Source organism: Mucilaginibacter achroorhodeus (assembly GCF_007846095.1).
Taxonomy (GTDB): domain Bacteria; phylum Bacteroidota; class Bacteroidia; order Sphingobacteriales; family Sphingobacteriaceae; genus Mucilaginibacter; species Mucilaginibacter achroorhodeus.
Window position 1 is genome coordinate 1,051,005 of sequence record NZ_VOEI01000001.1, and the last position, 25,219, is coordinate 1,076,223.

At 43.1% G+C, this 25,219-nt stretch carries 27 protein-coding genes and 1 pseudogene; 17 read left to right on the forward strand and 11 right to left on the reverse strand.

Going from position 1 to position 25,219, the window contains the following annotated elements; all coding sequences use genetic code 11:
* Positions 1-52: 52 nt before the first annotated feature.
* From FPZ42_RS04880 to FPZ42_RS04905, 6 genes are all read right to left on the reverse strand, one after another.
* Complete coding sequence (locus FPZ42_RS04880; RefSeq protein WP_146269348.1) at positions 53-1,258, reverse strand: Gfo/Idh/MocA family protein; 1,206 nt, start codon at positions 1,256-1,258, stop codon at positions 53-55.
* Positions 1,258-2,280 carry an FAD:protein FMN transferase gene (locus tag FPZ42_RS04885; RefSeq protein WP_261382222.1) on the reverse strand — a complete coding sequence of 341 codons (1,023 nt, stop codon included), beginning with the start codon at positions 2,278-2,280 and terminating at the stop codon, positions 1,258-1,260. The genes FPZ42_RS04880 and FPZ42_RS04885 overlap by 1 nt, the downstream gene beginning before the upstream one ends.
* A gap of 60 nt (positions 2,281-2,340) precedes the next feature.
* Positions 2,341-4,323 carry an ATP-binding protein gene (locus FPZ42_RS04890; RefSeq protein ID WP_146269349.1) on the reverse strand — a complete coding sequence of 661 codons (1,983 nt, stop codon included), beginning with the start codon at positions 4,321-4,323 and terminating at the stop codon, positions 2,341-2,343.
* A gap of 42 nt (positions 4,324-4,365) precedes the next feature.
* Complete coding sequence (locus FPZ42_RS04895; RefSeq protein WP_146269350.1) at positions 4,366-4,740, reverse strand: response regulator; 375 nt, start codon at positions 4,738-4,740, stop codon at positions 4,366-4,368.
* Entirely contained in the window at positions 4,730-6,292 is a 1,563-nt protein-coding gene (locus FPZ42_RS04900) for a PAS domain-containing sensor histidine kinase (RefSeq protein ID WP_261382223.1), read from the reverse strand. The genes FPZ42_RS04895 and FPZ42_RS04900 overlap by 11 nt, the downstream gene beginning before the upstream one ends.
* A gap of 759 nt (positions 6,293-7,051) precedes the next feature.
* Positions 7,052-8,245, reverse strand: coding sequence for a sulfite oxidase (locus FPZ42_RS04905; protein WP_261382224.1), 1,194 nt, complete (start codon positions 8,243-8,245; stop codon positions 7,052-7,054).
* Between the two features lie 114 nt (positions 8,246-8,359).
* On the opposite strand from FPZ42_RS04905, the gene FPZ42_RS04910 reads away from it, so the two are divergent.
* Together FPZ42_RS04910 and FPZ42_RS04915 are read left to right on the forward strand one after the other, a co-directional pair.
* On the forward strand, positions 8,360-8,755 hold the full coding sequence (locus FPZ42_RS04910) for a YidH family protein (RefSeq protein ID WP_146269570.1): 396 nt from the start codon (positions 8,360-8,362) through the stop codon (positions 8,753-8,755).
* Positions 8,756-8,801: 46 nt separating this feature from the next.
* The gene (locus tag FPZ42_RS04915; RefSeq protein WP_146269351.1) at positions 8,802-9,026 is read left to right on the forward strand and encodes a hypothetical protein; all 225 of its coding nucleotides are present in this window, start codon (positions 8,802-8,804) and stop codon (positions 9,024-9,026) included.
* Positions 9,027-9,037: 11 nt separating this feature from the next.
* On the opposite strand, the gene FPZ42_RS04920 is transcribed toward FPZ42_RS04915, so the two are convergent.
* Positions 9,038-9,535 (reverse strand): DUF305 domain-containing protein, encoded by a 498-nt coding sequence (locus FPZ42_RS04920; protein WP_261382225.1) that lies wholly within the window; start codon positions 9,533-9,535, stop codon positions 9,038-9,040.
* Between the two features lie 99 nt (positions 9,536-9,634).
* On the opposite strand from FPZ42_RS04920, the gene FPZ42_RS04925 reads away from it, so the two are divergent.
* From FPZ42_RS04925 to FPZ42_RS04985, 13 genes are all read left to right on the forward strand, one after another.
* A complete protein-coding gene (locus FPZ42_RS04925) occupies positions 9,635-10,741 on the forward strand; it encodes a c-type cytochrome (protein WP_146269352.1) in 1,107 nt (368 codons plus the stop codon).
* A gap of 13 nt (positions 10,742-10,754) precedes the next feature.
* Positions 10,755-11,213 (forward strand): DsrE family protein, encoded by a 459-nt coding sequence (locus FPZ42_RS04930; protein WP_146269353.1) that lies wholly within the window; start codon positions 10,755-10,757, stop codon positions 11,211-11,213.
* A gap of 32 nt (positions 11,214-11,245) precedes the next feature.
* Positions 11,246-12,166, forward strand: coding sequence for a molybdate ABC transporter substrate-binding protein (locus FPZ42_RS04935; protein ID WP_146269354.1), 921 nt, complete (start codon positions 11,246-11,248; stop codon positions 12,164-12,166).
* 3 nt (positions 12,167-12,169) lie between these two features.
* Positions 12,170-12,910, forward strand: a complete 741-nt coding sequence (locus tag FPZ42_RS04940) for a substrate-binding domain-containing protein (RefSeq protein ID WP_146269355.1) — start codon at positions 12,170-12,172, stop codon at positions 12,908-12,910.
* 324 nt (positions 12,911-13,234) lie between these two features.
* Positions 13,235-14,128 (forward strand): LysR substrate-binding domain-containing protein, encoded by an 894-nt coding sequence (locus FPZ42_RS04945; RefSeq protein WP_146269356.1) that lies wholly within the window; start codon positions 13,235-13,237, stop codon positions 14,126-14,128.
* 9 nt (positions 14,129-14,137) lie between these two features.
* Complete coding sequence (locus tag FPZ42_RS04950) at positions 14,138-14,599, forward strand: hypothetical protein (protein WP_146269357.1); 462 nt, start codon at positions 14,138-14,140, stop codon at positions 14,597-14,599.
* Between the two features lie 116 nt (positions 14,600-14,715).
* Positions 14,716-15,375, forward strand: a complete 660-nt coding sequence (locus FPZ42_RS04955) for an MBL fold metallo-hydrolase (protein ID WP_146269358.1) — start codon at positions 14,716-14,718, stop codon at positions 15,373-15,375.
* Between the two features lie 46 nt (positions 15,376-15,421).
* A complete protein-coding gene (locus FPZ42_RS04960) occupies positions 15,422-16,030 on the forward strand; it encodes a Crp/Fnr family transcriptional regulator (RefSeq protein WP_146269359.1) in 609 nt (202 codons plus the stop codon).
* A 59-nt stretch (positions 16,031-16,089) separates the two neighbouring features.
* Positions 16,090-16,893 carry a sulfite exporter TauE/SafE family protein gene (locus tag FPZ42_RS04965; RefSeq protein WP_146269360.1) on the forward strand — a complete coding sequence of 268 codons (804 nt, stop codon included), beginning with the start codon at positions 16,090-16,092 and terminating at the stop codon, positions 16,891-16,893.
* Positions 16,880-17,440: a YeeE/YedE family protein gene (locus FPZ42_RS04970; RefSeq protein ID WP_146269361.1), complete on the forward strand. Its 561-nt coding sequence runs from the start codon at positions 16,880-16,882 to the stop codon at positions 17,438-17,440. The genes FPZ42_RS04965 and FPZ42_RS04970 overlap by 14 nt, the downstream gene beginning before the upstream one ends.
* Positions 17,437-17,847, forward strand: a complete 411-nt coding sequence (locus FPZ42_RS04975) for a DUF6691 family protein (protein WP_146269362.1) — start codon at positions 17,437-17,439, stop codon at positions 17,845-17,847. The genes FPZ42_RS04970 and FPZ42_RS04975 overlap by 4 nt, the downstream gene beginning before the upstream one ends.
* 1 nt (position 17,848) lies before the next feature.
* Positions 17,849-19,186 carry an MBL fold metallo-hydrolase gene (locus FPZ42_RS04980; protein WP_146269363.1) on the forward strand — a complete coding sequence of 446 codons (1,338 nt, stop codon included), beginning with the start codon at positions 17,849-17,851 and terminating at the stop codon, positions 19,184-19,186.
* A gap of 2 nt (positions 19,187-19,188) precedes the next feature.
* Positions 19,189-19,809: a class I SAM-dependent methyltransferase gene (locus FPZ42_RS04985; protein ID WP_146269364.1), complete on the forward strand. Its 621-nt coding sequence runs from the start codon at positions 19,189-19,191 to the stop codon at positions 19,807-19,809.
* 89 nt (positions 19,810-19,898) lie between these two features.
* On the opposite strand, the gene FPZ42_RS04990 is transcribed toward FPZ42_RS04985, so the two are convergent.
* Complete coding sequence (locus FPZ42_RS04990; protein ID WP_146269365.1) at positions 19,899-20,618, reverse strand: TylF/MycF/NovP-related O-methyltransferase; 720 nt, start codon at positions 20,616-20,618, stop codon at positions 19,899-19,901.
* Between the two features lie 204 nt (positions 20,619-20,822).
* Here FPZ42_RS04990 and FPZ42_RS04995 point away from each other — a divergent pair, with 204 nt between their 5' ends.
* Both FPZ42_RS04995 and FPZ42_RS05000 read left to right on the forward strand, forming a co-directional pair.
* A complete protein-coding gene (locus FPZ42_RS04995; protein ID WP_146269366.1) occupies positions 20,823-21,794 on the forward strand; it encodes a YeiH family protein in 972 nt (323 codons plus the stop codon).
* A 186-nt stretch (positions 21,795-21,980) separates the two neighbouring features.
* Entirely contained in the window at positions 21,981-23,132 is a 1,152-nt protein-coding gene (locus FPZ42_RS05000) for a permease (RefSeq protein ID WP_146269367.1), read from the forward strand.
* 1 nt (position 23,133) lies between these two features.
* Here the strand turns inward: FPZ42_RS05000 and FPZ42_RS05005 are convergent.
* The 3 genes and pseudogenes from FPZ42_RS05005 to FPZ42_RS05015 form a co-directional block, all read right to left on the reverse strand.
* Positions 23,134-23,469, reverse strand: a pseudogene (locus FPZ42_RS05005) (arsenic resistance protein); the annotation flags it as partial.
* Positions 23,470-23,547: 78 nt separating this feature from the next.
* Positions 23,548-24,495: a DUF5712 family protein gene (locus FPZ42_RS05010; protein WP_146269368.1), complete on the reverse strand. Its 948-nt coding sequence runs from the start codon at positions 24,493-24,495 to the stop codon at positions 23,548-23,550.
* A 3-nt stretch (positions 24,496-24,498) separates the two neighbouring features.
* Positions 24,499-25,053: a BfmA/BtgA family mobilization protein gene (locus FPZ42_RS05015; protein ID WP_146269369.1), complete on the reverse strand. Its 555-nt coding sequence runs from the start codon at positions 25,051-25,053 to the stop codon at positions 24,499-24,501.
* Positions 25,054-25,219: the final 166 nt, after the last annotated feature.

Consider the following 25,219-nt stretch of genomic DNA (forward strand, 5'->3'; position numbering starts at 1 on the left):
TGGATACAAAGTAGTAAAACTTATTAAGCTTTACGGTACGGGTTGTAACTATCTAAACAACATTATATTCCGGTTTCCATGCCATCGGCATTTTACCATACAAGGCTGCATTGGCCGAGTGAACACAAATTGCTGTGCGGGCACCGGTAAACACATTACTATCGGGCAGGGTACCATTTACTACGCTTTTATAAAACTCATTAAATGCATACCATGTACCATCTTTAGTTTTTTCGGGAAGGATTGGGCTGCCACCTTCTTTGTTCCAAACAATGCGGGTGGCGCCGGTAACACCGTCAACTAATCCCTTATCAGCCAATAATCTTTTTTCGGGATAAAATTTACCTTCATCGGTCAACAAGGATATGGTACCAAGCGTGCCCTTTATTTTAAATAGGTATCCATCATGCGCATTAGCGCACGTAGCACCAAAATTGCCTACCATGCTGTGCAGGCCTTCGTACCTGAACATTACCTGCACATTATCGTAGGTTTCGCGGCCATCTTTGTAAGTGTCTATTCCGCCGGTAGCAAACATTTGCTGCGGATGGGTTTCAAATGCCCAATTGATAAAATCTACCTGGTGCGAAAGTAGCTCTGCCATTAGCCCGCCCGAATATTGCTTATACATGCGCCAGTTGATCTGCCTTTCCAACTCCGGCGATGGCACAGGCCTGCGCCAGTTGCCGTTGCGGTCCCACCGGCAATCTATTTGGGTGATATCGCCAAGGTAACCTTTGTTTATCATCTCCTTTACCCGGTAATAAAGCGGCGAATAACGGTACTGATGCCCCACCTGCACCACTTGTTTTGGCTTGCTTTTTACCAGTTTGACCAGTTGCAGTGCCTGGGGGATGTTGTAAGTCATGGTTTTTTCCAGGTATAGATGTTTGCCGGCGTTAAGCACATCTACCGCAATGGTGTAATGCATATTCAGCGGCACAGAAATTACAACTGCGTCTACATCCTTATTATCAAGCAGACCACGGTGATCTGCGTATACGGCAAATTTGGCATCTTTATTCTGCTGCCGTGTCTCGGTTATCCTGAATTCAAGCACATCGCATATCGCCACTACCTTAAATTTATCGGGCAGTTGATTAAGCACCTGTATGATGCCTTTACCACGGTCACCACATCCAATAACGCCTATCCTGACAATGCCAGCGGGTTTAGCTTCAGCAAAAATACCTGAGGGGTTTAAAACAGATGCGCCGGCAAGTAAGCCCGCGCTTTTAACAAACGTTCTTCTTTCCATTACTTAACTTCAATTGCTTTAAAGTTGCTCGTTGCTGTATCGGCAATGCTGCCGTTTGGTTTTTTATAGATGATGTAAGCTGCCAAATTACCTCTTTTAGCAATAAAATCAAGCGTTTGCCGCATACCCATAGTAACAAATCCGTTATCGAAACCATCGGCCGTTATACCGTCTTTTGCAACAACGGTTACACTAATAACATCTGTTTGGGAAGGGTAGCCGGTTTTGGGATCGATGATATGCGATATTTGCCGGCCGTTTGCCTGCAGGTGTTTGCGGTAGTTGCCCGATGTTGTAACTGCTGCATTACCTGGCGCTATGACCATTTGTAAAGGCGAGGGATGAATATCGTTATCGTCAATAGCCTCTATACCTATCCTGAATGGTTCACCATCGGGCTTATGGCCTTTGATACGAAGTTCGCCGCCTATCTCAGCAACGTAATTTTGAATGCCGTTTTTGTCTAACAGACCGGCAAGCAGATCGGCGGTATATCCCTGTGCAATACCGTTGAGGTCTATCTGTACCTGCGGATCTGATTTGTAAAGGAACTCGCCCTTCAATCGTATCTTATTACCGCCAACATGCTTGAGTATAGCTTTTACCTTTGCAGAATCAGGAAAGGCGGTCGTCTTATTGGCACCAAAGCCCCAGGCATCAACCAATGGTTTCACGGTGATGTCCACCAAACCGCCGGTTTCGCGGTTTATCTCCAATGCCTTCTTTACCAACACAGCAAAGTGATGATCTACGCTTATGCCTTTTTCGGAATGATTGAACTTTAAGATGAGCGAAGCAGGCCGGTAAAGTGATACCGAACTATCTATTGCTGCAAGCAGGCTATCGGTTTGGCTTTGGGTAACCAGGCTATCGGCTGCATAGTAAGTTACTTTATAAGTGGTACCCTGCGCGTAGCCATTTATTTCGAATCGCTTGAGATCACCCGGGTGCATAGAGGTGCTCGCTATGAATAATAGCAGTAAACCAACTATCCATGATGATTGTAAAATGGTTTGCCTCATATGCAGGCAAATATAGCTTAACCAATACTACGAGATTGACCCCGACTCTAATAATGATTATTACTGAATGATCACCGGTAAAGTGAACCAGAAGATACTTCCCTGGCCGGGTATGCTTTCAACCCCTATTTGGCCGCCGTGGAGTTCTATGATCTCTTTACAAATGAATAAGCCTATGCCAAAGCCTTTTACAGTTTTCATCTGCTCGTTCTCTACCCGGTAAAATCTCTCAAAAATCCTGTCGTGGTCTTTCAGGGGTACGCCGATGCCTTCGTCTTTTACACTTACCTGTGCGTGGTTGCCTTCGGTGACACAGGCCACCTGTATGCGCGAGCGCGGGGGTGAATATTTTACTGCGTTATTGATGAGGTTGATAAGCACCTGCCTTATCTTGTCCTGGTCGGCTTCAACCGGCGTAAACTCCACCGGTTTAAATACAACCTCATGCGAGGTAATGGTAGTTAGTGACTCATCTTCGGCTTCTTTCACCAGCTCAGCCATATCAAAGGCACTGCGCTCCAACCTTATCTTGCCCTCTCCAATGCGTGCAATATCAAGGAAGCCATTGATCAGCTTGGTCATGCGGTCGGCCTGCTGCTTGGTTTTGCGGGCTATATCTGCCATCGCAGGCTCTGCCAGTGATTGTGCCTTGCGCTGTAAAACCTGCGCATAGCCGCTTATAGATGTAATAGGTGTGCGCAGTTCATGGCTAACAATGCCAATAAAATCATTCTTGCGGCGGTCTTCTTCCTTACGTTCAGTTATATCGAGTAATGTACCCGAGAACATGGTAGGGCCATGCTCATTAACCATATATGCTTTACCGGTTGCCCTTACCCAACATCGCTTCGTGTCTGAGCTTAATATTGGGTATTCTACGTCATAAGGCTGATTTTCTTCAATTGCGGCCTGTATAGACGAATTTACCAGCCCCCTGTAATGTTCTTCTATCCTGCCGATTGCCGCTTCAAGCGACACTTCTTCAGTCGTTTCAAAACCAAACATTTCCATTGAACGCGGCGATAAACTAAGCTGGTTTGTTTTCAGATCGAGATGCCAGGTACCAAGCTCTGCCGAATCTACTGCCAGGCGCAATTGTTCTTCAGCACGCTCAACTGTAAGCCGGCTTTGTACAATCTCAGTAACATCAAGCGCGGTATTTAACAAACCCCATACTTTGCCTTCCGGTGTTTTAAGGGGTGTAAACGCGTAAGTGTAATAGAATTCCCTTATCTCTCCCTGGTATTCGTAGCTCATGCGGGCATCCTCGTTACGATAGGGTATACCGCTATCATATACCTCGCGCATGGTGGCCGGGAAGTCGAGTTCCCGAAGCTCGGGCAGGGCATCGGCAAAGGGTAAACCGAACACTTCGCCATCTTTATCCCATGCCTGTAACATTCGCGAGTTGGCAAAACGAATTGTCATATCACGGCCAACATGTAACGCCATAGCCATAGGAGCATGTTCAATTACCTCACGGGCCTCGTTTTCCTTGATATACCGCTCGTCCTTGAGCTTTACTATTTCGGATTTGGCATCCTGCAGCTCAAAAAGCTTTTTACGCAGCTCCAACTTATCCATTGTTTGGCGCGCAAGCGTTTTTAAAGATTGTTTCTGATAATCGCTTAACTGGCGCGGTTGCTGGTCAATGATACATAATGAGCCAAGTGCATACCCTTCTTCGCTAAGCAATGGCACGCCCATGTAAAAAACGATGTTAGGCTGCCCGGTTACCAAAGGGTTGTTTGCGAAGCGCAGGTCTTTACGTGCATCCTCAACAACAAAAACCTCTTTACTGGCAACCGTGTACTTACAAAAAGAACTTGCAATATCTGTTTCCCTTAAACCAATACCTTTTACTGATTTAAACCACTGCCTGTCTTTATCTACAAAACTTATCAGCGATATAGGCATATCACATATAGCCGCGGCAAGCTCGGCTATATCATCAAAATCCTGTTCTGTAGCAGTATCAAGTATCCTGAAAGAATACAGGGCAGACAAGCGTTCTTCTTCAGTTTCGGTTACTCCAGGCTGCATCGGTCATCAAAAAAAGGTTGATCTAAATATATTGGCTTACGTTTACTTTGCTTGTGCACTTGACAGAATTTCATTTACTTTTCCCGTCATCTCATCTATATCAAACGGCTTTGAAATAAATGCCGTTGCACCTGCTTCCTGTGCAATTGCCTTGCCATCATTACTCGCCGAGATCACTATCACCGGCAGTTCGCTGATAGCCGGTGTATTTCTTATCGTTTTCAATATTTGGTCACCAGATGTTACCGGCATCCATAAGTCAAGAATAATAAGGTCAGGATGTTCTTTTTGAATCAGGTTACTTACTTTAACGCTATTTAACTCAGCAACCACCGAATAACCTTCATCCGTTAGTACCAGTTCAAGGAGGTCAAGTATGCCTTCATCATCGTCGCATATCAATATTTTATTTGGCATCTTCTTCTAAGTCTGATTTTGTAAGTGGCAATGTGAAACTAAAACTTGAGCCTTTTCCCGGCTCGCTCTCTACCCACAAATTTCCTCCATGGTTTTTGATGATCTCTGAACAGATGTATAAACCTATACCCATTCCCGGAAATTTCTGCTGTATATTTCCTACTCTGTAAAACCTGTCAAATATTCTTTTTTGCTCTTCCCTGGATATTCCCAGCCCTTTATCTGATACAGAAACCTTAACAAAGTTGCTTACTACAGACAGCTGAACATCAACTTCCTTTTCATCCGGCGAATACTTAATAGCATTACTTAACAAGTTTATCATAACCTGTTCTAAATGAGCTTCGTCCCCAACAATTTCAATGCCAGTTTCTCCAATCACATTTATGTGATGCGATGGACTGGCCTGGTGCAAACTGTTTACAGCATTTTGTACCATATTGTCAAAGCTGAATGGCTCCTTGTAGATCTTAAACTTGCCGGATTGTATACGCGAAACATCAAGTAACTCTGTAATAAGATTGTTTAACCTATCAATATAAACAGAAGTTTTCTCGATGGCATTATGCAGCTTCTCGTCGCCGGTTTTTGCTACCAGCTTATCCATCACCTGCACATAACCTTTTACAGTGGTAAGCGGTGTTTTAAGTTCATGACTGGCTATGGAAAGGAAATCATCTTTGCGTTGTTCTATTTCGCGTTTATCGGTGATATCTTCAATGGCAATCAGTATACGGTCTTTATATTCGCCCTCTAACTCTATACGATGGGCATTAAGCAGCATCAGCTTTTTGCCGATGTGAGGGAAATCATGAGACACCTCAAAATCAACAACGGGGTTATTGGTAGGCAGCACCTGTTCCAACAATCTCCGCAATTCCGGTATGTCCCATTGTCCGTTACCTAATTCATAAAGCTGTTTGCCTTCAGTCTCTTCTTTCGAAACTTTAAAGGTTTTTATAAAATCGTGGTTAACGGTAAGCACTTTAAGTTCGGGGGATAAAACCATAAGGCTTTCGCGAATGGTTTCAAATATGCTGGATAGATACTCTTCCTTTTCTCTAAGGCTGCGGGTGCGATCTTCTACGCGCTGCTCCATTTCGGCCTGGTTGGCTTTAAGCTCTTCTTCAGCCCGTTTTCGCAATGTTATGTCATGCTGTACACCAACAAAATAGGTAAGCTGGCCATTATCATTGTATATAGGAGATAAGTACAATTCATTCCAGAACAGCGTGCCGTCCTTTTTGTAATTCCGTATCTCAACAACTGCATCATTACCATTCGCTACAGCTTCACCAAGCTGGTAACGAGCTGCTTGTTCACGATCATCTTTTTGCAGAAAGCGGCAATTGCGGCCAATGATCTCTGATCGTTGGTAACCCGTCATGTCCTCAAAGGCTTTGTTGCAATATATGATGGGATTATCTGGCAAGCCATTATCGGTTATGATTATCCCGGTGACACTTGCATCAAGGGCAGCCTTCAATAATTTAAAATCCTGCTCTAAATTTTGATGCGTGATACCAGAAAAAAAACCGTCGTTTATGTCCACAAGGCAACTGTTTAACAATAATTTGTATTGGATTGTTAACAGGCGTAAACAATATATGTTTCAACTTAAATACAGCCTTTTTTTGAATATCTAAACGGTTAAATTCTATCATTATTTATAGAAAGGTTGTTTACCGTTAACCAGCGCATCTGATCATACCTGGCTGCATGAAGAATAAGTTTTAGGGTTGTATTAGAGGTAGTGCAGCGCCGTGAAGTATCTATATCTAAGGTTATCGACCTAAAACAAAAAACCCTTCAAATGATATCATTTGAAGGGTTTTGCTCAATTTTAATATTGATTTGGCGGAATGGACGGCTCCGTAACCCTATCCACTTATATACTGTTATTCAGTATTTTACCAATTTTCAACTACTGTACTCCCGAATTTTTTCTGAGCGATGACAATAGCATTCAATATCAAATGACACTAACAAAAATAAAAAAAACTGGCAAATAGTAGTCAATTGTTACCATGATTAAAACATAGAGACATTATGTGTTCGTGTGATTGGTGGCCATGCTATTGAACTCACCATTCCTTATTTAACACTTAAGCAACCAACAGCGCGAGCCGGGTAAACTGTCAGGGCCGGGGCGCAACCGCTGAAAGCGGACAATCCGCGCCACGCTTGTATAGCCTTGACTTTTATCCCGGCGGTGGGCTATCTTTGCGTTAGTGGAGAATGAGGTAAATTGAATTTTTATTGGAATTATTTTTATTTTGAAAAGACCATTGGATATTCACCTGGCAATATCCTACTGCGATTCCACTTCAACCGTTACGATCTTGTTGACCATATAAGTTCTTCGGTCTTTATCATGCTGCATGGGCTGTGTATTTCCATTACTATCCGTAGCTCTTGACATTAGCTTATGCCGCTGTTGTCCCTTCGGAACCTGCCAGTCGTATTCCCAAAGCCGCCATGCGAACTTAACGTTCTTGCCAAGTAACTTTGCCGGTTTCCAGGTTTTACCTTCATCGAAGCTGAGCTCAACCTTTACGATATCGCTTTCGCCGCACCATGCAGCGCCATGCACCCGATATTTCTTACCGCCAGGAATTACCTCGCTTAGCGCTGGTCTGGCGATTTCTGCTTTGACCTGTACTTCGGTAACTGCGGTCAGGGTCGGCTGGTCATCAGTGCGTTTCCAATATGCATATTCCAGGGTTTGCCAATAACCTTCAAATGGCTTATCTACCGCTACTATCTTGGTTAGCCACTTCACAGAAGCCATACCATACCAACCGGGGATGATCGCCCTTACCGGAAATCCATGCTCCGGACTAAGATCTTTTCCATTCATTTGATAGGCAATAAGCACCTCTGCTTGCATGGCTTTATTAAGCGGTAAACTCCGGGCGAAATGGATAGCACCGGGAGATTTGGGTTCTTCTGACACCTCGCCCTTATCTGCTCCTTCCAAAATGATCTCGACTGCTCCCTCTTTTATCCCGGCCTTTTCAAGTAACACAGAAAGTGGTACGCCTGTCCATTCTGCATTCCCTACGGCACCCTGTTCCCACAACAAGCCTTTTACCTTTGGAGCCAGATTGGCGCGCCCATTTCCGGCGCACTCCAATGTCGCCATCACTTTTTTTGCGGGTAAAGCACGTAACTCGTCATAGGTGAGTGTGATCTCTTTATTAACATGCCCACCGATCGTCATTTTCCACTCTTTTGCCTGTAGCTTCGGGATTGGGAAATGAGTTCGTATAAAAAACTGATTGTTTGCCGTAATGGCTTTTGAAAGCATTGGAAAAGGGAATTCAAAATTGACCGGTTCCTTTTCCCTGATGATTAAGCCCGGGAAGGAAGGTTCTGATCCTTTATCAGCGTTACTCCCTAAAGAGATACCAGGAATGAACGCGGTTGCCATGACCGGAACTGTCCCTTTCAGGAAAGAACGTCTTCCATTATTGTTCGTTCCGTTATTTTGCACATTGCCCATAATTGGTCGATTTTGATTGGAGTGTTAAATAACTAAGGATTGGCAGTTCATTTTGTTTGCGCAGGCAATCTCGACAGGTTGCCAACAAATCAGCTTTTCAATTGCTTAGATCTTATGGAAATACCAAGCGCAAACACGAACAAAGAAAACATCAATCCCGGTGACCACTTGGCCAATGAACGCACCTTTTTGGCTTGGATCAGGACGAGTATCGCCTTGATGGGTTTTGGGTTTGTCGTAGTAAAATTCAGCTTGTTCGTAAAACAATTGTCCCTCGTTATTACTGATAAGATCATTCTGCCAGGGAAGGGTTTTTCCGCGACCATTGGGATCATACTGGTCGCTATCGGAGCCTTGATGGCCTTATTAAGTTATTTCAGGTATCGCCATATTGAAAAACAATTGCTTAGAAATACCTACTTTCCTTCGTTCGCATTATCGCTTTTGCTGACCGTTGCGATAGTATTGGTTAGCGGGTTGCTGCTTTGGTATCTATTACCCAATACCTGATTATCATTAGAGGGAACAATTTCAATATTATGGAGTTAAATAAACCATGGAATTACATTCAAAATTTATGATATCCCTTACAGTGCCCGGCGATTCCGACCAGCAGTATAAAGTGACGCACCAGGACGAGACATTTGCCGTAGAGACAGGTAGCGGAACGATTACATTGATCAATAACGGTGATAATTCATGGAGCATTGTCACTGGCGATATCTCGCAAGAGTCCGCCAATATTATTGGACAGGCTATTGAAGACCATTTTCAGAAGTAATTCTTTCTGAGCTATCGCTCAAGCCTTTCGATCATCTTTTTCATTTGAATGATCTCCGCCTGCTGTGCCTTAATAATACTATCCGCCAGTTTTTTTACTTCCGGGTCTTTAAGATCAGCGTTCTTGCTTGTTAGTACTGCTATAGAGTGATGCGGTATCATGCCCTTCATCCACTGGACATCGCCGACAGCGAACTGACGTCTTACGCCCCATAAGGCAGTGCCAAAAATGACGATGCTGAATACCATGATCAAAAAATTCTTCTTTCGATCAGTATACATATGGCGCATCATCATCAACATAAAAACTGCCATCGGGCAGATCATCAGCAACGTCATGTAAAATCTTGTCAGGTTAAGATAGATGTGGTCCCACTCATACACATTAAGATACATAACGGCATACATGATCCCAAATGACATGGTAAGCATGATCAGGAAGGAGGTATAAACTTTTTTATTCATGATCGACCTTTTATAATAAAACTCAACCGTTTCTAAAATGTTCATTTGTTGAAATACCATAACCACAGATTATTAATCATCATATTTTGTGATATAACTTCAGCTATTTTCGCCTGTACTTTTGGTATATCAATTACGATCAAAATGAAGCAGCAAGACGAAAATAGAGAAGTGACCAAAGCTTTGGTCAAAGTATCAAAGGCCTTAATAACCGTAAGTGTTTTGTTTGCGGTTTGTATAATAGTGGTGATCGTGACATTGGTGGCCCCAATTGATCATAATCCAAATGAGGATTCCCGACAGGGAAATGGCAGAGCCGACCAACCTGCTATTGTTCCATCTACCGCAGTCTCTGCCGGCACTACACCACGCCCTATTCCGGCTGATGCATGGAAAGCCCCTGATGAAAATGCTATCCCGGCAGGTAAAGATGGCGAGATGATCAAATATGGCAGGGAACTCGTCGCACATACCGCCAGTTATTTTGGCCCTCAAGGCAGCATCGCGAAGATCACGAACGGGATGAATTGTCAGAACTGCCACCTTGATGCCGGTTCACGCCTTTTCGGTAACAATTATGCCAGCTTTATTGCCAGTTATCCAAAACTGAGCAACAGGAGCGGCCGGGTGGAGCAGCCCGAAGAACGTATTGCTGAATGCTTCGAGCGTAGTTTGGCGGGTAAAGTACCTAACCCTTCCAGTAAAGAGATCCAGGCAATGCTGGCTTATATGAAGTGGGTCGGTAAGGACGTAAAGAAAGGTCAAAAACTATTCGGAAATGCAACAGAAAAGCTGGCATTCATGGATCAGGCAGCAGACCCGGCCAAGGGTAAGGAAGTGTTTATAATGAAATGCCAAAGTTGCCATGGTGCTAATGGCGAGGGCTTGCTGAATGCTGATAAAAAAACTTACGCCAACCCGCCATTATGGGGGAAGCACAGCTATAACGATGGTGCAGGCATGTACAGGCTGACCAATTTTGCAGGTTTTGTAAAAAATAATATGCCGTATGGCGCTTCATATCATAGTCCGCAATTAACAGATGAAGAAGCATGGAACGTGGGTGCCTTCGTTAACTCCCAGCCGCGCCCTCATAAGGATCAAGGTAACGACTGGAAAGACCTGAAGAAGAAACCGATAGATTTTCCGTTCGGGCCTTATGCCGACCAGTTTAGCGAGAAACAGCATAAATACGGGCCGTTCAAACCCATTAAAGACGCTCAAAAAGAATTAACTAGTAAAAAATCATAAACAAATAGAAAACATGAAAAAGTACATCATCATTTTAGCAGCCTTTGCGCTCACCGCTTTTGCAAAAAATGTCAAAGCACAACAAACCGATCCCGCCGCCTTCACCGGCGCAACTGCAAAGCTCAAGCATTACAATGCGCTTTATATCATCAATTCCGGCGATGACAAAAAGATCAAGGGGACATTAAGAAACATCAATAATGCGCTGGAAGATCCAAGGCTGAAAGGCAAACTCCATGTTGAACTGATCGCTTTTAGCGATGGTGTAGCTGTTTACATGAAAAGTAGCGCTTATGAGCAAAGTTTAAAGGATCTCCAGGCAAAAGGAGTGGTATTGGCACAATGTGATAATACCATTAAGGAAAGGAAGATCGATAAAGCTGACCTGTTCTCATTTATCTCTTATGTGCCGAGCGGCAACGGTGAGATCATCATCCGCCAGTACGAAGGCTGGGCCACCGTACATCCTTAATCAGTATATCCAAAACAAATTGAAATATATTCATGAAATATCTTCAAAAAATAACACTTACCATAATGGTAATAACAGCCTTCAGTAGCCAGGTTAAAGCACAGGATCACCGATTTGACCCACCCTGGAATACCCCGCCTGAAAGCAAGGTGCAATTTACAGTTCCGGGAGTTGACAATGTACCCGACCTGTTCGGCGACATTAACGATCCGCAACTGGTAGTTTTCTTTGCCGGGAACCAGTTCATGTGTATTGATGACCTGATGTCCGCCTTTAAAAAACAATACCCGCAATACCAACGTGTATTTGCCGAAACCCTGCCACCGGGCATATTGGCTAAACAGATCATTGGGGGTAGTATCGTTATCGGAAATATGCGTATTACGCTTAAGCCTGATGTTTACACCGCAGGAAAAAGCCGTATCGATCAGATGCCGGAATATTTCAGCAAGACCGCACCTTATGCTTACAACCGCTTAGCTATTATGGTGCAAAAGGGCAATCCTAAAAAAGTGAAGGGTTTGAAAGACCTGGGGCGTAATGATGTGCGTGTAAGCATGCCCAATCCTGAATGGGAAGGGATCGGTAAGCGTATAGAGGAAGCTTATGTAAAAGTGGGTGGTGAAACCTTAAAAAATACGATCATGGATACCAAGGTTAAAAACGGTAAAACTTTCCTGACGCAGATACACCATCGCCAAACACCAATGCGCATTATGTATCAACAAAGTGATGCTGCACCGGTATGGTTTACCGAAGCCTATTATCAAAAAATGATCGGGCACCCTACCGATATGGTAGAAATACCAGACGGTGAAAACATCAGCGCGACTTATGTGGCCGGGCAACTAAAAACCGCACCACACGCACAGGCTGCGCAGGATTTTATGGACTTTTTGCTAAGCCCGGTAGCCAAATCAATATATCGTAAATATGGTTTTATAACAAAATAGCATATGAAAACATCAATTATCGTTATAGCCCTTATGGCTAATGTTGCCACAGCCTTCGCTCAAAAAGATACAATACATGTTTACGGTCCCGGCGGCCCCTTATCAGCCATGCAGGATTGCGCTAAAGCATTCACCGCTAAAACAGGAATTCCGGTAAAAGTGACCGGTGGCCCCGAGTCTAAGTGGCTTTCGCAAGCGCAGGCTAATGCCGATGTGATCTACGGTGGCGCGGAATATATGTTGACGCAGTTCATGCAAACTCATCCGGGAATGATTGATGCAGCAACACGTGTAGAACTTTATAAAAGACGTGCAGCTATTTTAGTAAGGCCGGGTAATCCCAAACATATTATCGGTTTAAAAGACCTTGCCAAACCTGGCATTAAAATACTTGATGTAAATGGGGCAGGACAGTTGGGTTTATGGGAAGATATTGCGGGTAAGGAAAACCTGATCGGTGGGATACAGCGAAACATTGGCGGATCTTTTGCCAATACTGCGTTGGGTATTGAGGCTTGGAAGAAAGATCAAAGTTACGATGCTTGGATCACCTATGCCTCATGGCATGAGAATCTGAAAGATGTTACACAGGTTGTAGAACTTCCTTTGGCATCACGGCTATTTCGTGGTACGCCGGTAGCGCTGACATCCAATACCAAACACGCAGCGCAAGCCAAACAATTCATTCAATTCTTACAAAGTACCGATGGCCATGCGTTATTTAAAAAGTGGGGATGGGAATAAAGCTCACTGTTAAACTATAGCAAAAACAGATCGACAGAATCAGTCTGCTTCTGCTTTACATGTTTGAGCTGTTTTTCATAACTTTAGACTATCAACCATCTGTTTTAACAATGAAAATGACTTAGTTTTATGATTGATCTTTGAGACATAAACAAAGAAGATCATGAAAACTATTCAACATTACGTCCATTATGAATTTGATGACCAAACAATAATTATTGGCGACAAAGTTCTAAAAATCGCTGTACCTGTTATCATATTAACAGCAGCTACTTTTCCATTTTTGTTGTTACTTTTCAGACTTAGCTAATAACATTTATCATTATGTTCGATTTTCGCTTACAGGTTTTTCATACGGTAGCCAAGAGGCTGAACTTTACCAAGGCGTCCACGGAACTTTTTATCAGCCAGCCTGCTGTGACCAAGCATATTAAAGAGCTGGAAGAACAGTTTAAAACCACGCTGATAGAACGTAGCGGGAATAAAAAAATATCGCTCACACCTGCTGGCGAAATGTTGCTGGCTTATGCGGATAAATTGGCAGCTGTCTATAACGAGTTGGACTTTGATATGAACCTGTTGGTTAAAAAACATTCCGGCATTTTGCGCATCGGCGGCAGTAATACGGTAGCACAATACGTTATCCCGCCGGTACTGGCAAGGTTTCATGAAAAGTTTATAGATGTACAAGTAAACCTGGTGCCCGGTAATACGGAGCAGGTGGAGCAGGCCTTACTGAATAAAGAGGTCGACCTGGGCATTGTAGAGGGCATCCTCCGTAATCCGCAGTTGAGCTACCAAGAATTTTTGAGTGATGAACTGGTGCTGATCTGTAGTGCCTCGAATACTTTTAAAAAAGACAGCATTAAACCGGAGGAATTAAAAGAACTGCCTTTATTGCTTCGTGAACCCGGTTCGGGAACGTTGGACGTTATTGCTCACGCTTTAAAGCCTTTCAATATCAAATTATCAGATCTGAAGATAGAAATGCAGTTAGGCGGCACGGAAAGTATAAAGTCGTATTTGCTACACAGCAAATGTTTTGCATTTGTATCGGTGCAGTCGATCTTGAAAGAGTTGAAGTATAATGAATGCCGGATCATCGACATTAAAGACCTGACTATTGAGCGGCCATTTTATTTTATCCTGCCACACGGTCAACCTTCATCATTAGCAGAAATATTTATGCGATTCGCTAAAAGCTATAAGAGCCTATAAGTATCTGATATGACTGAAAAGAAGAAAAAAGTCATTATCATGTTTATTGCCGAAGCACCTGGCTCTACCAACAACCATTTTTATTTAAAAAACACCAATTTATTCCGGGCAATGCGCGCGGCCTTTGAACAGGCTTTTGGTAAATTTAGTTCTGCTGACGAATTTCTTGACTTTTTCAACAAGTCAGGCTGCCTTCTGGATCATCTATATCCGCTGGGTAAAGAAACATCAGCTAAATCAACGCCTTATGCTGCCGGACAGTTAGCAGATCGTATCCGTTTGATTCAACCTAAACACGTTATCATTTTAATGAAGCGAATTGCTCCCAATGTCAGGAAAGCAGCTATCGATGCCGGTGTCTCTCCATCTGAAATTCTGACCACCGCATATCCCGCAGGAAGTGAAAAGAACAGGCAAGCCTTTATTCACGATATATCAACATGGTTAAGATACATACTCGATAATTTTTAGTTATCGTTATGTCTGATCACAATCATAGATCTTTTTCTCTTCAATAAGATTTGATAGCTTGGTTGAGCTGGAAACTTTCCCATCATTTGAGGGTTTATTTATCATATTCAAATGCTATGAAAATATCTAAATATATCCACTCTTGCGTACTATTAGAAAAAGACGATTTTCAGTTATTATTTGATCCCGGTAAGTTTACCTTTGTCGAGAACTTGGTAAACGTTGAGCAGTTTAACAAGGTCAATGCTGTCATCATTACCCATGACCATCCAGACCACCTGGACGTAGAAAAGTTGAAAGCCATTATTAAGTTAAGCGGCGCAACGATCTACACCAATAAAGAAGTTGCTGAGGGACTAAAAGGGTCTGATATTTTTTGTGAGTTGGTTGAGCCTGGAAAATTCGATATCGGTCCTTTTGCTTTGCAGGCGATCAATGTAAAACATGAGAATATTCTTGATAGTCCACTGCCTGATATGCAAGCCTACTTGATCGATGGCAGGATCTTAAATCCTGCGGATTCTTTTGGCACTTATGATGATGAATTTCAACAGCCTGAATTATTAATTCTGCCTGTCATGGCTCCGTTCACGACAGAGATAGCGGTAGCGGATTTTGCAGATCGTATTAAACCCAAGGCCGTACTACCAGTGCACGATGGCTACGCCAAGGATTTCTTTTTAAAACAACGCTACGAGACCTACAGTAAGCACTTTGAAAAACAGGGGATCATATTTCATCAAGCAATGCAACCGGGTTTTAGCATTAGCATTTGAAGAAGCAGTATTCGTTAATAAGCCGCAAGCCTGCTAAATTTACCGCATGATACAGTTTGGGCCAGCATTGCAATCAGCATTAGAAGAGAACAGCCAGCGGAAGCAATTACCGGCGGGTACGGTGCTGATGTCATCCAACAGTTATGTGCGATCATTGCCGGTGCTTTTATCCGGCAGTATGCGGGTTATGCGGCAGGATGAGGACGGCCGCGAGATCCTTTTATATTATATCAAACCCGGCGAAAGCTGTATCATGTCATTCCTGGCCGGGATACATGAGGATACCTCGAAAGTACGCCTGGAGGTAGAAGAAGATGCCGACGTCTTGATGCTGCCCATTACCAAAGCCAGCGAATGGGTAAAAAGCTATCCCGAATGGGCCGACTTTATTTTTAAACTTTACCACCAGCGTTTCGAAGAATTGCTTACTGTGATCAATGAAGTTGCCTTTCAAAAACTGGATGACCGTATTGTAGAACTGCTCAAGAAGAAAGCCGCAGTATTCAATTCCCATGAATTTCAGATCACTCACCAGCAACTGGCAGAAGAGCTGGGTACTACCCGCGAAGTCATATCACGCCTTTTGAAGCAAATGGAAAAGAAGGAGATGATCACCCTTTCCCGCAATAAGATCACTTTAAATTTCCCTGTGTAACATAAGTCACCAATTGCCGGGCTGAAAGCAGATAGCTTTGTTCCATCAATCGTCAGGTTTTGGAAATAGCAGGTTACGTAGCATCGGTTTTAATTGGTTTGTCCCTCGGTTTAATCGGCGGCGGTGGCTCCATCTTATCTGTACCTATTCTCGTTTATTTTTTTGCTATTGATCCGTTGTTAGCCACCACCTACTCCTTATTCGTAGTTGGACTGACCAGTACCGCAGGCGCGGTCAGCCATTACCTAAAAGGCAATGTGGATGTCAAGACCGCGTTCATCTTCGGTTTACCATCTTTGGCCGCCGTGTTTATCATGCGGCGATGGGTAATGCCGGTGATACCAGTTCACTTATTTACATTCGGACACTGGACTGTTACCAAAAGCATGCTGCTAATGCTGGTTTTTGCCGGTCTAATGCTGGCAGCATCCCTTTCCATGATCCGGAAGAAAAAAGGATCTCAAATTGCATCGTCTAAGGTCAATTACCGCAGGCTGATCTTGCAGGCCATAGTTGTTGGCCTCATCACCGGTTTTGTAGGTGTTGGTGGTGGTTTTCTCATCATTCCCTCACTGGTATTGTTCGCAGGCTTGCCCATGAAAAAGGCGGTGGGCACCTCACTCATGGTGATGACCATCAGTTCGCTGCTGGGTGTATTGGGTGATATCACCGGGCATGTAGTAATAAATTATACGTTTTTAGCCATCTTTTCGGGTTTCGCTATCGCAGGCATCATCCTCGGCAGTTACCTCACGCGTTTTATCAGCGATACCCGCCTGAAGCCTGCCTTTGGCTGGTTTGTATTAGCTATGGGTATCTTTGTTTTAATAAGCACTTTAACTAATTCACATGGACATCATTAAACAACCGTGGCCCTGGTATGTAGCCGGGCCGTTGATAGGCCTTATCGTGCCGGCACTATTAATATTGGGTAACAAAACATTTGGCATCTCATCTACCTTGCGGCAGATATGCGCGGCTTGTATCCCGGCAAATATTTCCTTTTTTAAGTACGACTGGAAGAAAGATGCCTGGAACCTGTTTTTTATTGCAGGTATTGTCATTGGCGGATTGATCGCGGCGCATTTATTATCCGATCCCGGCCCGGTAGCCATCAACCCTAAAACGACTGCGGCTTTGCAGCAGCAAGGCATTACAGATTTCAGCGGTTTACTACCACGGGATATTTTTAGTTTTAAGGGGCTAACCACGTTAAAAGGCTTTGTATTTATGGTGATAGGTGGTTTCCTGGTTGGCTTTGGTACGCGCTATGCCGGTGGCTGCACGTCCGGCCATGCCATTATGGGTATTTCCTCTTTACAGTGGCCTTCCCTGGTAGCCACCTGCTGCTTTATGATCGGCGGCTTCGTCATGACCTGGTTGATCTTACCTTATTTATTACAGCTATGAAGAACCTGAAGTTTATACTGGTAGGGATGTGTTTCGGTATCATCCTGATCAAATCCGAGGTGATCTCATGGTTCCGCATACAGGAAATGTTCCGTTTGCAATCCTTTCATATGTATGGGATCATCGGTAGCGCCATTGTAGTGGCCATGATCGCTATAGTATTGATCAAACGCTTTAACATTAAAACAATCCATCAGGAGCCTATTGTTATCCCGGACAAGAAATTTAACTGGGGATATGTTTATGGCGGGTTGATCTTTGGATTAGGCTGGGCGCTTACCGGCGCATGCCCCGGCCCGTTATTCGCCCAGATCGGCAGCGGTATTTTGGTTACAACCGTAACACTGCTGAGCGCCATTGCAGGCACCTGGGTCTATGGCTTATTACGTGAAAAACTCCCTCATTGATATGAAGATCGAACAATTTGAAGATAAAGGCCTGTCGCATTATTCTTACGCGATATTAAGCGAATGCGAAAACACGATCGTGCTGATTGACCCATCAAGGGATGTTAAGCCGTATTTGTCTTTTGCAAAAGAACACGAAGCTACTATCATCGGTGTTATAGAAACCCATCCGCATGCTGATTTTGTGAGCGGGCATCTGGAGTTGCAACAGGTTACCGGAGCCGTCATTTATTGCTCCAAACTATTAGGCGCTGAATACCCCCATCAAACATTTGACGATGGTGATGAGATCGTGTTTGGTAAAATAAAACTAAGAGCCTTGAACACGCCTGGCCATTCGCCGGATAGCATCAGCATCGTTTTGGAACACGATGGGCAGGACAAAGCTGTATTTACCGGGGATACTTTATTCATCGGCGATTGCGGCAGGCCTGATCTGCGTGAGCAAGCCGGAAACCTGACTGCGAAGCGTGAGGAATTAGCCAAACAGATGTATCATTCACTGCGCGAGAAATTATTGGTATTGGATGATGCGATTTGGGTTTACCCGGCACATGGTGCAGGTACTTTATGCGGTAAAGCGCAGAGCGATGCTAACCGCAGCACTATCGGCGCAGAAAGAGCAGGCAACTGGTCCTTACTAAAAATGAGCGAAACTCAATTTGTACAGGCCTTGTTGGCAGATCAGCCATTCATACCAAAATACTTTGCTTACGACGTCGCCTTGAACAAACATGGCGCTATGGTATTGAACACGGTTCTGGCCGATGTCCCGACTGAGAAACCTGTTAAGCTGAACGTCAAAGTTTTTTTTATAGATGCAAGGCCTGAAGGCCAATTTAAAAGGGGACACCTACCCGGTTCGATCAATATACAGGATGGCGGCAAATTCGAAACCTGGCTTGGCAGCATCATTGCTCCTGAAGAAGCGTTCTACCTCGTAGCTGAAACCGAGGATAAATTAAAGGAACTGATCGGCAAAACGGCAAAAATTGGTTACGAATCTTTTATAGAAGCGGCATTTGTGGTTGAAACAGGCCACGAAAAGATGCTCCCATTAAATATTAACCAATTTAATAATGCAACCGAAGATTATACAATAGTTGATATTCGCAATATTGCCGAAGTAAAAGCAGATCCGATTTTTCGGGATGCCATTCATATACCTTTGTATGAACTAAGAGAGCGGCTGGGCGAACTGCCCTATAACAAACCGATTGTTGTACATTGCGCCGGTGGCTACCGAAGCGCCGCCGGCAGTAGTATCATAGCCAACGCATTTGGTTCAAAAACCAATGTATTCGATCTGGGCGAGGCTATCAAAAACTTTATATCCTAACGATGGTAAACAAAAAAGAACACTGGGAAAACGTTTATGCTCAAAAAAAGCTGACCGAAGTAAGCTGGTATGAAGAAAAGCCGGAAATCTCGTTAAACATTATCAGCAGTTTTGATCTTCCCAAAGATGCCGAGATCATCGACGTCGGCGGCGGAGATAGCTTACTGGCCGATCATCTGTTGGAGTTGGGTTACTCCAACATTACAGTATTGGATATTTCTAGCAAAGCTATTGATAGGGCAAAATTGAGGTTAGGCGATAGAGCTCATGAAATTAAATGGATAGTAAGTGATGTGCTGGACATTGCAACCGACGAACGATATGACCTTTGGCATGACCGGGCAGCTTTTCATTTTTTGACCAATACAGCAGATCAGAGCAAATATGCTGAAGTAGCAGCTAAACATGTGACCAATAAAGGATGGCTGATCATCGGAACTTTTGGTTTAAATGGCCCTGAAAGATGCAGCGGATTAGCTGTTGAACGTCAATCCCCTGCTTCGTTGTCGAATATTTTCCAGCAGCAGTTTCAATTAACCGGCAGCATAGAACATATTCATCATACACCTTTTGATACTGACCAGGTATTTAATTACAGTTGGTTTCAAAAATTTAAACAGTAATCATGCTTATTAAAGAGAGGCGCTGAAAAACATATTTTTAATGACAGGAAAAAATAAATGTCGGCAATAGCTTCTAAAACTAACCGTAATTATTTTTTCCTGAAAAAGGCATGTTGATACTGATTCCCGTATAAGCAGACAATCTTTTCAGCTTTACCAGCGAAAAATTCATCAAAAGCCATCTTCACTCCGGGATTAATATCAAGCGTAACGCCGTTCTCTTTTGAGTCATTGTAATCCATCAGTACACAAATAGCACCTTTTTCAAGCCTCGGGTAAAGTTGCTCAAAGCAATAAAGCATGATCTTCTTATGAGCGTTCGGGTCGCCACCAAAACCACAGTCAATATGTGCAAAAGCGATTTGTGAAGGTAACTCCTTTGCTAAAGTATCCTCAAACAAGCCTTTATGAATTTGCGGTTGTTTTAGATTTGCAACCTTAAAGTTTCTGATAAGCTCTTGTTCAACATCTCCCTTAAAAGTAAACGGCGTAGCAAAAGTGTCATAAACATGTAGTTGCTTATCCGAGCCGGTTTGTTCAATGACTTTTTGAAATAGGGCTGCACATTGTCCTGTAAAAGTCCCTAACTCAACAACATCGCCCGCTACTTCATAAGCTATTACTTCTTCAAGTAGATGATAATAATTTACTCTTTGTTCAACAGTATTCATATCAAGACTGGTATCCAATGGGCCCACCTGATACCCGGTTTTTAAATATCTTAAACCTTTGTTTATGAAACCTATTAATGCCGAATTCTTACGAGGATTTATGGAAAATGGATACTGGGTTATAAAATAATTATTCATGGTGTACAGCGAAAAAATGATATAATGCTAAATTAATATTTTTGCTTAGTCTATGAAATAAAAAACAGGGTGAGCACATCCAACCTGTCACAGCCATTTGCAGCTAAAACCAATTTGATAACCTACAGTTATCGCTTATTGGCTTTTATGATAAAAATCGCCAAGAAATAAGGCGGACTTTTGGGGTATCAAAAACAAAGGATCATGAATACCCAACATCAGTTAACCCAGTCTCTTACTTTTCTGCACCTGAATGAAAACACCCGTAAAGTTGTTTTTATTCTTTGCGTGATTTTGTGTCTTACCCCGTTTATAAGCCCGGCCATTGCTTTGCTATTAGGTTTGGCGGTCGCTCAATTATCCGGTCATCCTTACCTGCATTTAAACCATAAAGCGACCCACTTATTGCTGCAAGTTTCGGTGGTGGGGTTGGGCTTTGGCATGAACGTTCATAGCGCTATGCAGGCTGGTAAAGAAGGCGTATTGTTTACCATCGCGTCTATCGCAAGCACATTAGTTTTCGGTTTTCTGATCGGCAAATGGCTGAAAATTGAAAAGAAAACCTCTTACCTCATATCAAACGGAACGGCCATATGTGGTGGCAGTGCTATCGCAGCCATTTCACCGGTAATCAAAGCTGAAGAAAAACAAATATCTGTTGCATTAGGCTGTGTGTTTATTTTAAACTCTGTCGCGCTGTTTGTATTTCCTATTGTCGGGCATTACTTCAACTTATCACAAACCCAATTTGGTTTATGGTGTGCCATTGCCATTCATGATACCAGTTCGGTAGTAGGTGCCGCCAGCAAGTATGGCGCACATGCCTTAGAGGTAGCAACTACAGTGAAATTGGCCAGGGCGCTTTGGATAGTGCCGATCGCGTTTTTGTCGACCTTTCTTTTCAAAAACAATTCTAAAAAGGTAGCTATTCCTTACTTCATCGGGTTATTCATCCTGGCTATGATTGCCAACACCTATCTGCCGGTTGTAAAACTGATCAGCCCCTATATGGTAATGATCGCTAAAGCGGGACTTACGTTGACTTTGTTCCTGATAGGTGCCGGTTTATCACGTCAGGTATTGGCCTCGGTTGGATTCAAACCTTTGTTGCAGGGCGTCGTATTATGGATACTGATCTCAGTAAGCGCTTTGTATGCTATCCTGCATTTGGCATAATTTCATAAAAAAATCGCATAATCCCGTAAATAGCTCGATAGCCTTACAAGCTATTTTAGTATTTAAATCATCGGCCGAAGGCGTGATAGCGGAACTAGCGACCGAGGCATTAAATGAAGGTTATAACGGGGGATTTGCCTGATCTCAAAAACAAAGCCGGGGCGTTCAAGCTTTAATAATTGATATATGATGCATACTATCACACAGATCCTTACCGAATTTTTCCTTATGATGTGGGACATCGCCTGGGGCTTATTGTTCGGTTTTCTGCTTTCCGCAGTTATCCGGGCTTTTATCTCAACAGAAACTATATCGTCGCGGCTGGGTAAAGACACTGCAGGAGCCGTCGGGCTTTCCACATTTTTTGGGGCAATTTCATCTTCATGTTCCTATGCAGCTGCATCCATGGCGCGCACGCTGATCATTAAAGGTGCAACCTGGTCAAATGCTGTCGCCTTTATGGTTTCCAGTACCAACCTGGTTTTTGAAATATTTATTGTGATCGTAACTTTGTTAGGTTGGCCTTTTTTCGGCGGGGAGGTTGTCGGTGGCCTGTTATTTATTCTGCTATCTGCCACGCTAATCGTATTGTTTTTCCCCAAATCGCTAAGTAAAACTGCGGTAGTTCAGGCAGGTAAAAATGCCGGAGCTGAAAATGACCCTCACGCCCATCATTCAGCATCTGCCATGCATCATTATGAGCATCATGCACGCCATAAGAGCAAGCCTGAAAGCCCTTTTATCGAGAAGCTAAAACAGGCGAGCGGCCATTTTTATATGGATGTGATGATGGTAGGCAAAGATATATTGATAGGCATAGCGTTGTCGGCTATTTTAATGGTACTGGTGCCTGAAACTTTTTGGAAAAGTCTTTTCCTAACGGGACAAAGCCATTTACCACACTTTATCATATTGGCATGGAACGCTATCATCGGCATACTGATCGCTATTTTCGCGTTCGTTTGCTCGGTAGGCAATATCGTTTTGGCAGGCGTGCTCTGGCATGGGGGGATCTCTTTTGGCGGAGTGATAGCCTTTATCTTATCCGACCTGGTGACCATACCGATGCTGATGGTTTACAGGAAATATTATGGCTGGAAGGTTATGTGGGTTTTGCTGGCTATTCTGTCGACAAGTATTTTCCTAACCGCGCTAAGCGTAGATTACTTGTTTGAAGCGCTACACTGGATACCAAAAACACGTGGACAGGCAATGCAAATGGGGCAAGATCACTTTACATGGGATTACAGTGCCTGGCTGAACCTTCTGTTTATACCACTGGGGGTGTTTTGCTTTTACTATGGCAAAAAGCAAATGAGCCATAGTAAAAACATGTAACTTATTGCAGGGGGGTGAGATGATTGGTTGAATAATAATTCTTTCTGAACCAGAAAGCTAAATTCACTAACGCTATCAGTGCCGGAACCTCAACCAGTGGCCCGATCACCCCTGCAAAGGCTTCTCCCGAATTGATGCCGAATACGCTAATAGCTACCGCAATAGCAAGTTCAAAATTATTTCCTGTAGCGGTGAAGGCAATAGAAGTTGACCGGGAATAATCTGCACCAAAATACTTGCCGACAAAAAAGCTGGCAATAAGCATGATGGAAAAATAGATCACCAGTGGACTTGCGATACGTACGACATCAAAAGGAATCTGAACGATTAGTTGGCCTATGTCGCAATATTACGATTAGTTTTACACCTAACAAATTTTTATTAAGTGATAGATTGTTTCAATCACGAGCATATCTCAGTAACTATAACCTTGCCCTTTTTTCTTTTTCTTTTTTGGCCGGTCTGGATGTGGGGCGGCAGCAATAGGTGCTTGCTCGAGTAAGACATCTAAAAACTTTCCGATTGTAGTACCGGCAGATGCCATCATTTTTTGTGGCGTAGTAAATTTTTGCTGTGTAACTCCTTCAGCTAATTCCTTGACATGAGCTTTATTGGGGGTAAACTGCTCTCCTTTAGAGAGTATATCCATTTGGCGCCTTTGTTCAAGGCTGCCGTTTTTTATTACGTTGGCATACGCCATAGTATCATGTAAGTCACGGTCAAATTTAAAATGTTGATCAAAAATATGCTCGCCAGATTGCTTGAAGGCCACCCTGTCAAATTCGCCCATCTTTTTAGAATGTTCGACATTTCGCCCTCGTGAATTGTTCATTGGGCTGAGCTTTACGGTATTACTGGCATCCTTTCGACTGACAATTATTTGGATATGCATCTGTTCTCCAGGCTTTCGTTCTCCCCTTTTTTTTAAACCCTGTTTTACTTCCTTGTTGTCGTAGCTGTAATAGCGGTGGTTTTCCAATTTGGCAAACCATATCAAGTCATTGCTATCTTTAATATTTGGCCGGTTAAAATTGTGCGCATATTCATCCATCACTAATACTGCATAACCTTTCAGTAGTTCCTTAACTTGTTCCCGGTTATTTTCTGCGAACAGGTGATTGAGTTCCTTTTGACTTGGGCTGATATTTATAAGGAAGAATTTTGCATCATTGCGACCGAGTTTAGCGGCATTACTATCAATCTTTTGCCTTACTTCATACGCGGCAAAACGATTATCTGTCTGATTAAACCAATATTCATGCTCAGCATTATCCAAACGGTTTTCCTTTTCCAGATAGTTAACTAAACCTCCCGCACTGCCTTTGTTGTCGGCAGTTTTACTGTCTGTTATGTTGATAAACATACCTTATCTTAATATTTCTATTTGTGCTTTTGTATTTGCTAACAGTTCTTCCTTTTCCCGACTGGTATTGAAACCACTGATATTTTCCCTGGCTTTGGCATAGCCGTCAAGTATGAGCGCGAATTGCTTTTTCAACTGTTCCTTACCCGTTTGCTGAAGTTCTGAACGCTTTATAACATCAGCAATTAGTTTAAACCTGTCTGATTCTGTTTGCTGCCCGGCCAGTACTGCATTTAAACCTGGCGACAACGTTTCGTTAAAAAAATTTATCACATTCCTAAAAGCTTCTACCATGCGGTCTATTTCTCTCCTCGTTGGTATCAGCAGATCATTTTCCTGGGTTTTGATGAAGCCAATCAAATCTTTATGGTTCTTTACGAGTGCGTTCTTCAGCATTTCATCATTCAGGTCCATAGGATCTTTCTTGCTTTTGTAGAAATAATCTACCATCTGAATAAATATTTGTCGTTTTGTCCTTCCTAATTTCAAGGCGATCTTCTCAAACTTTTGATCAACCGCTTCGGGATACCTTACCGACCGGGTGTTAATATCTTGCATACATCACAATTTTATCGTTAAAACTCTGCTGGTATATAACTTTTATATCTTGATACATCGTTATATAGATAGCCAGTTATATGGGATACCCTAAAGTATCCTGAAATCGCCATTTTTACAGCCGTAGGCTCAGGTAAGTATCCCTGGAGGATACTTAAAACCCTTT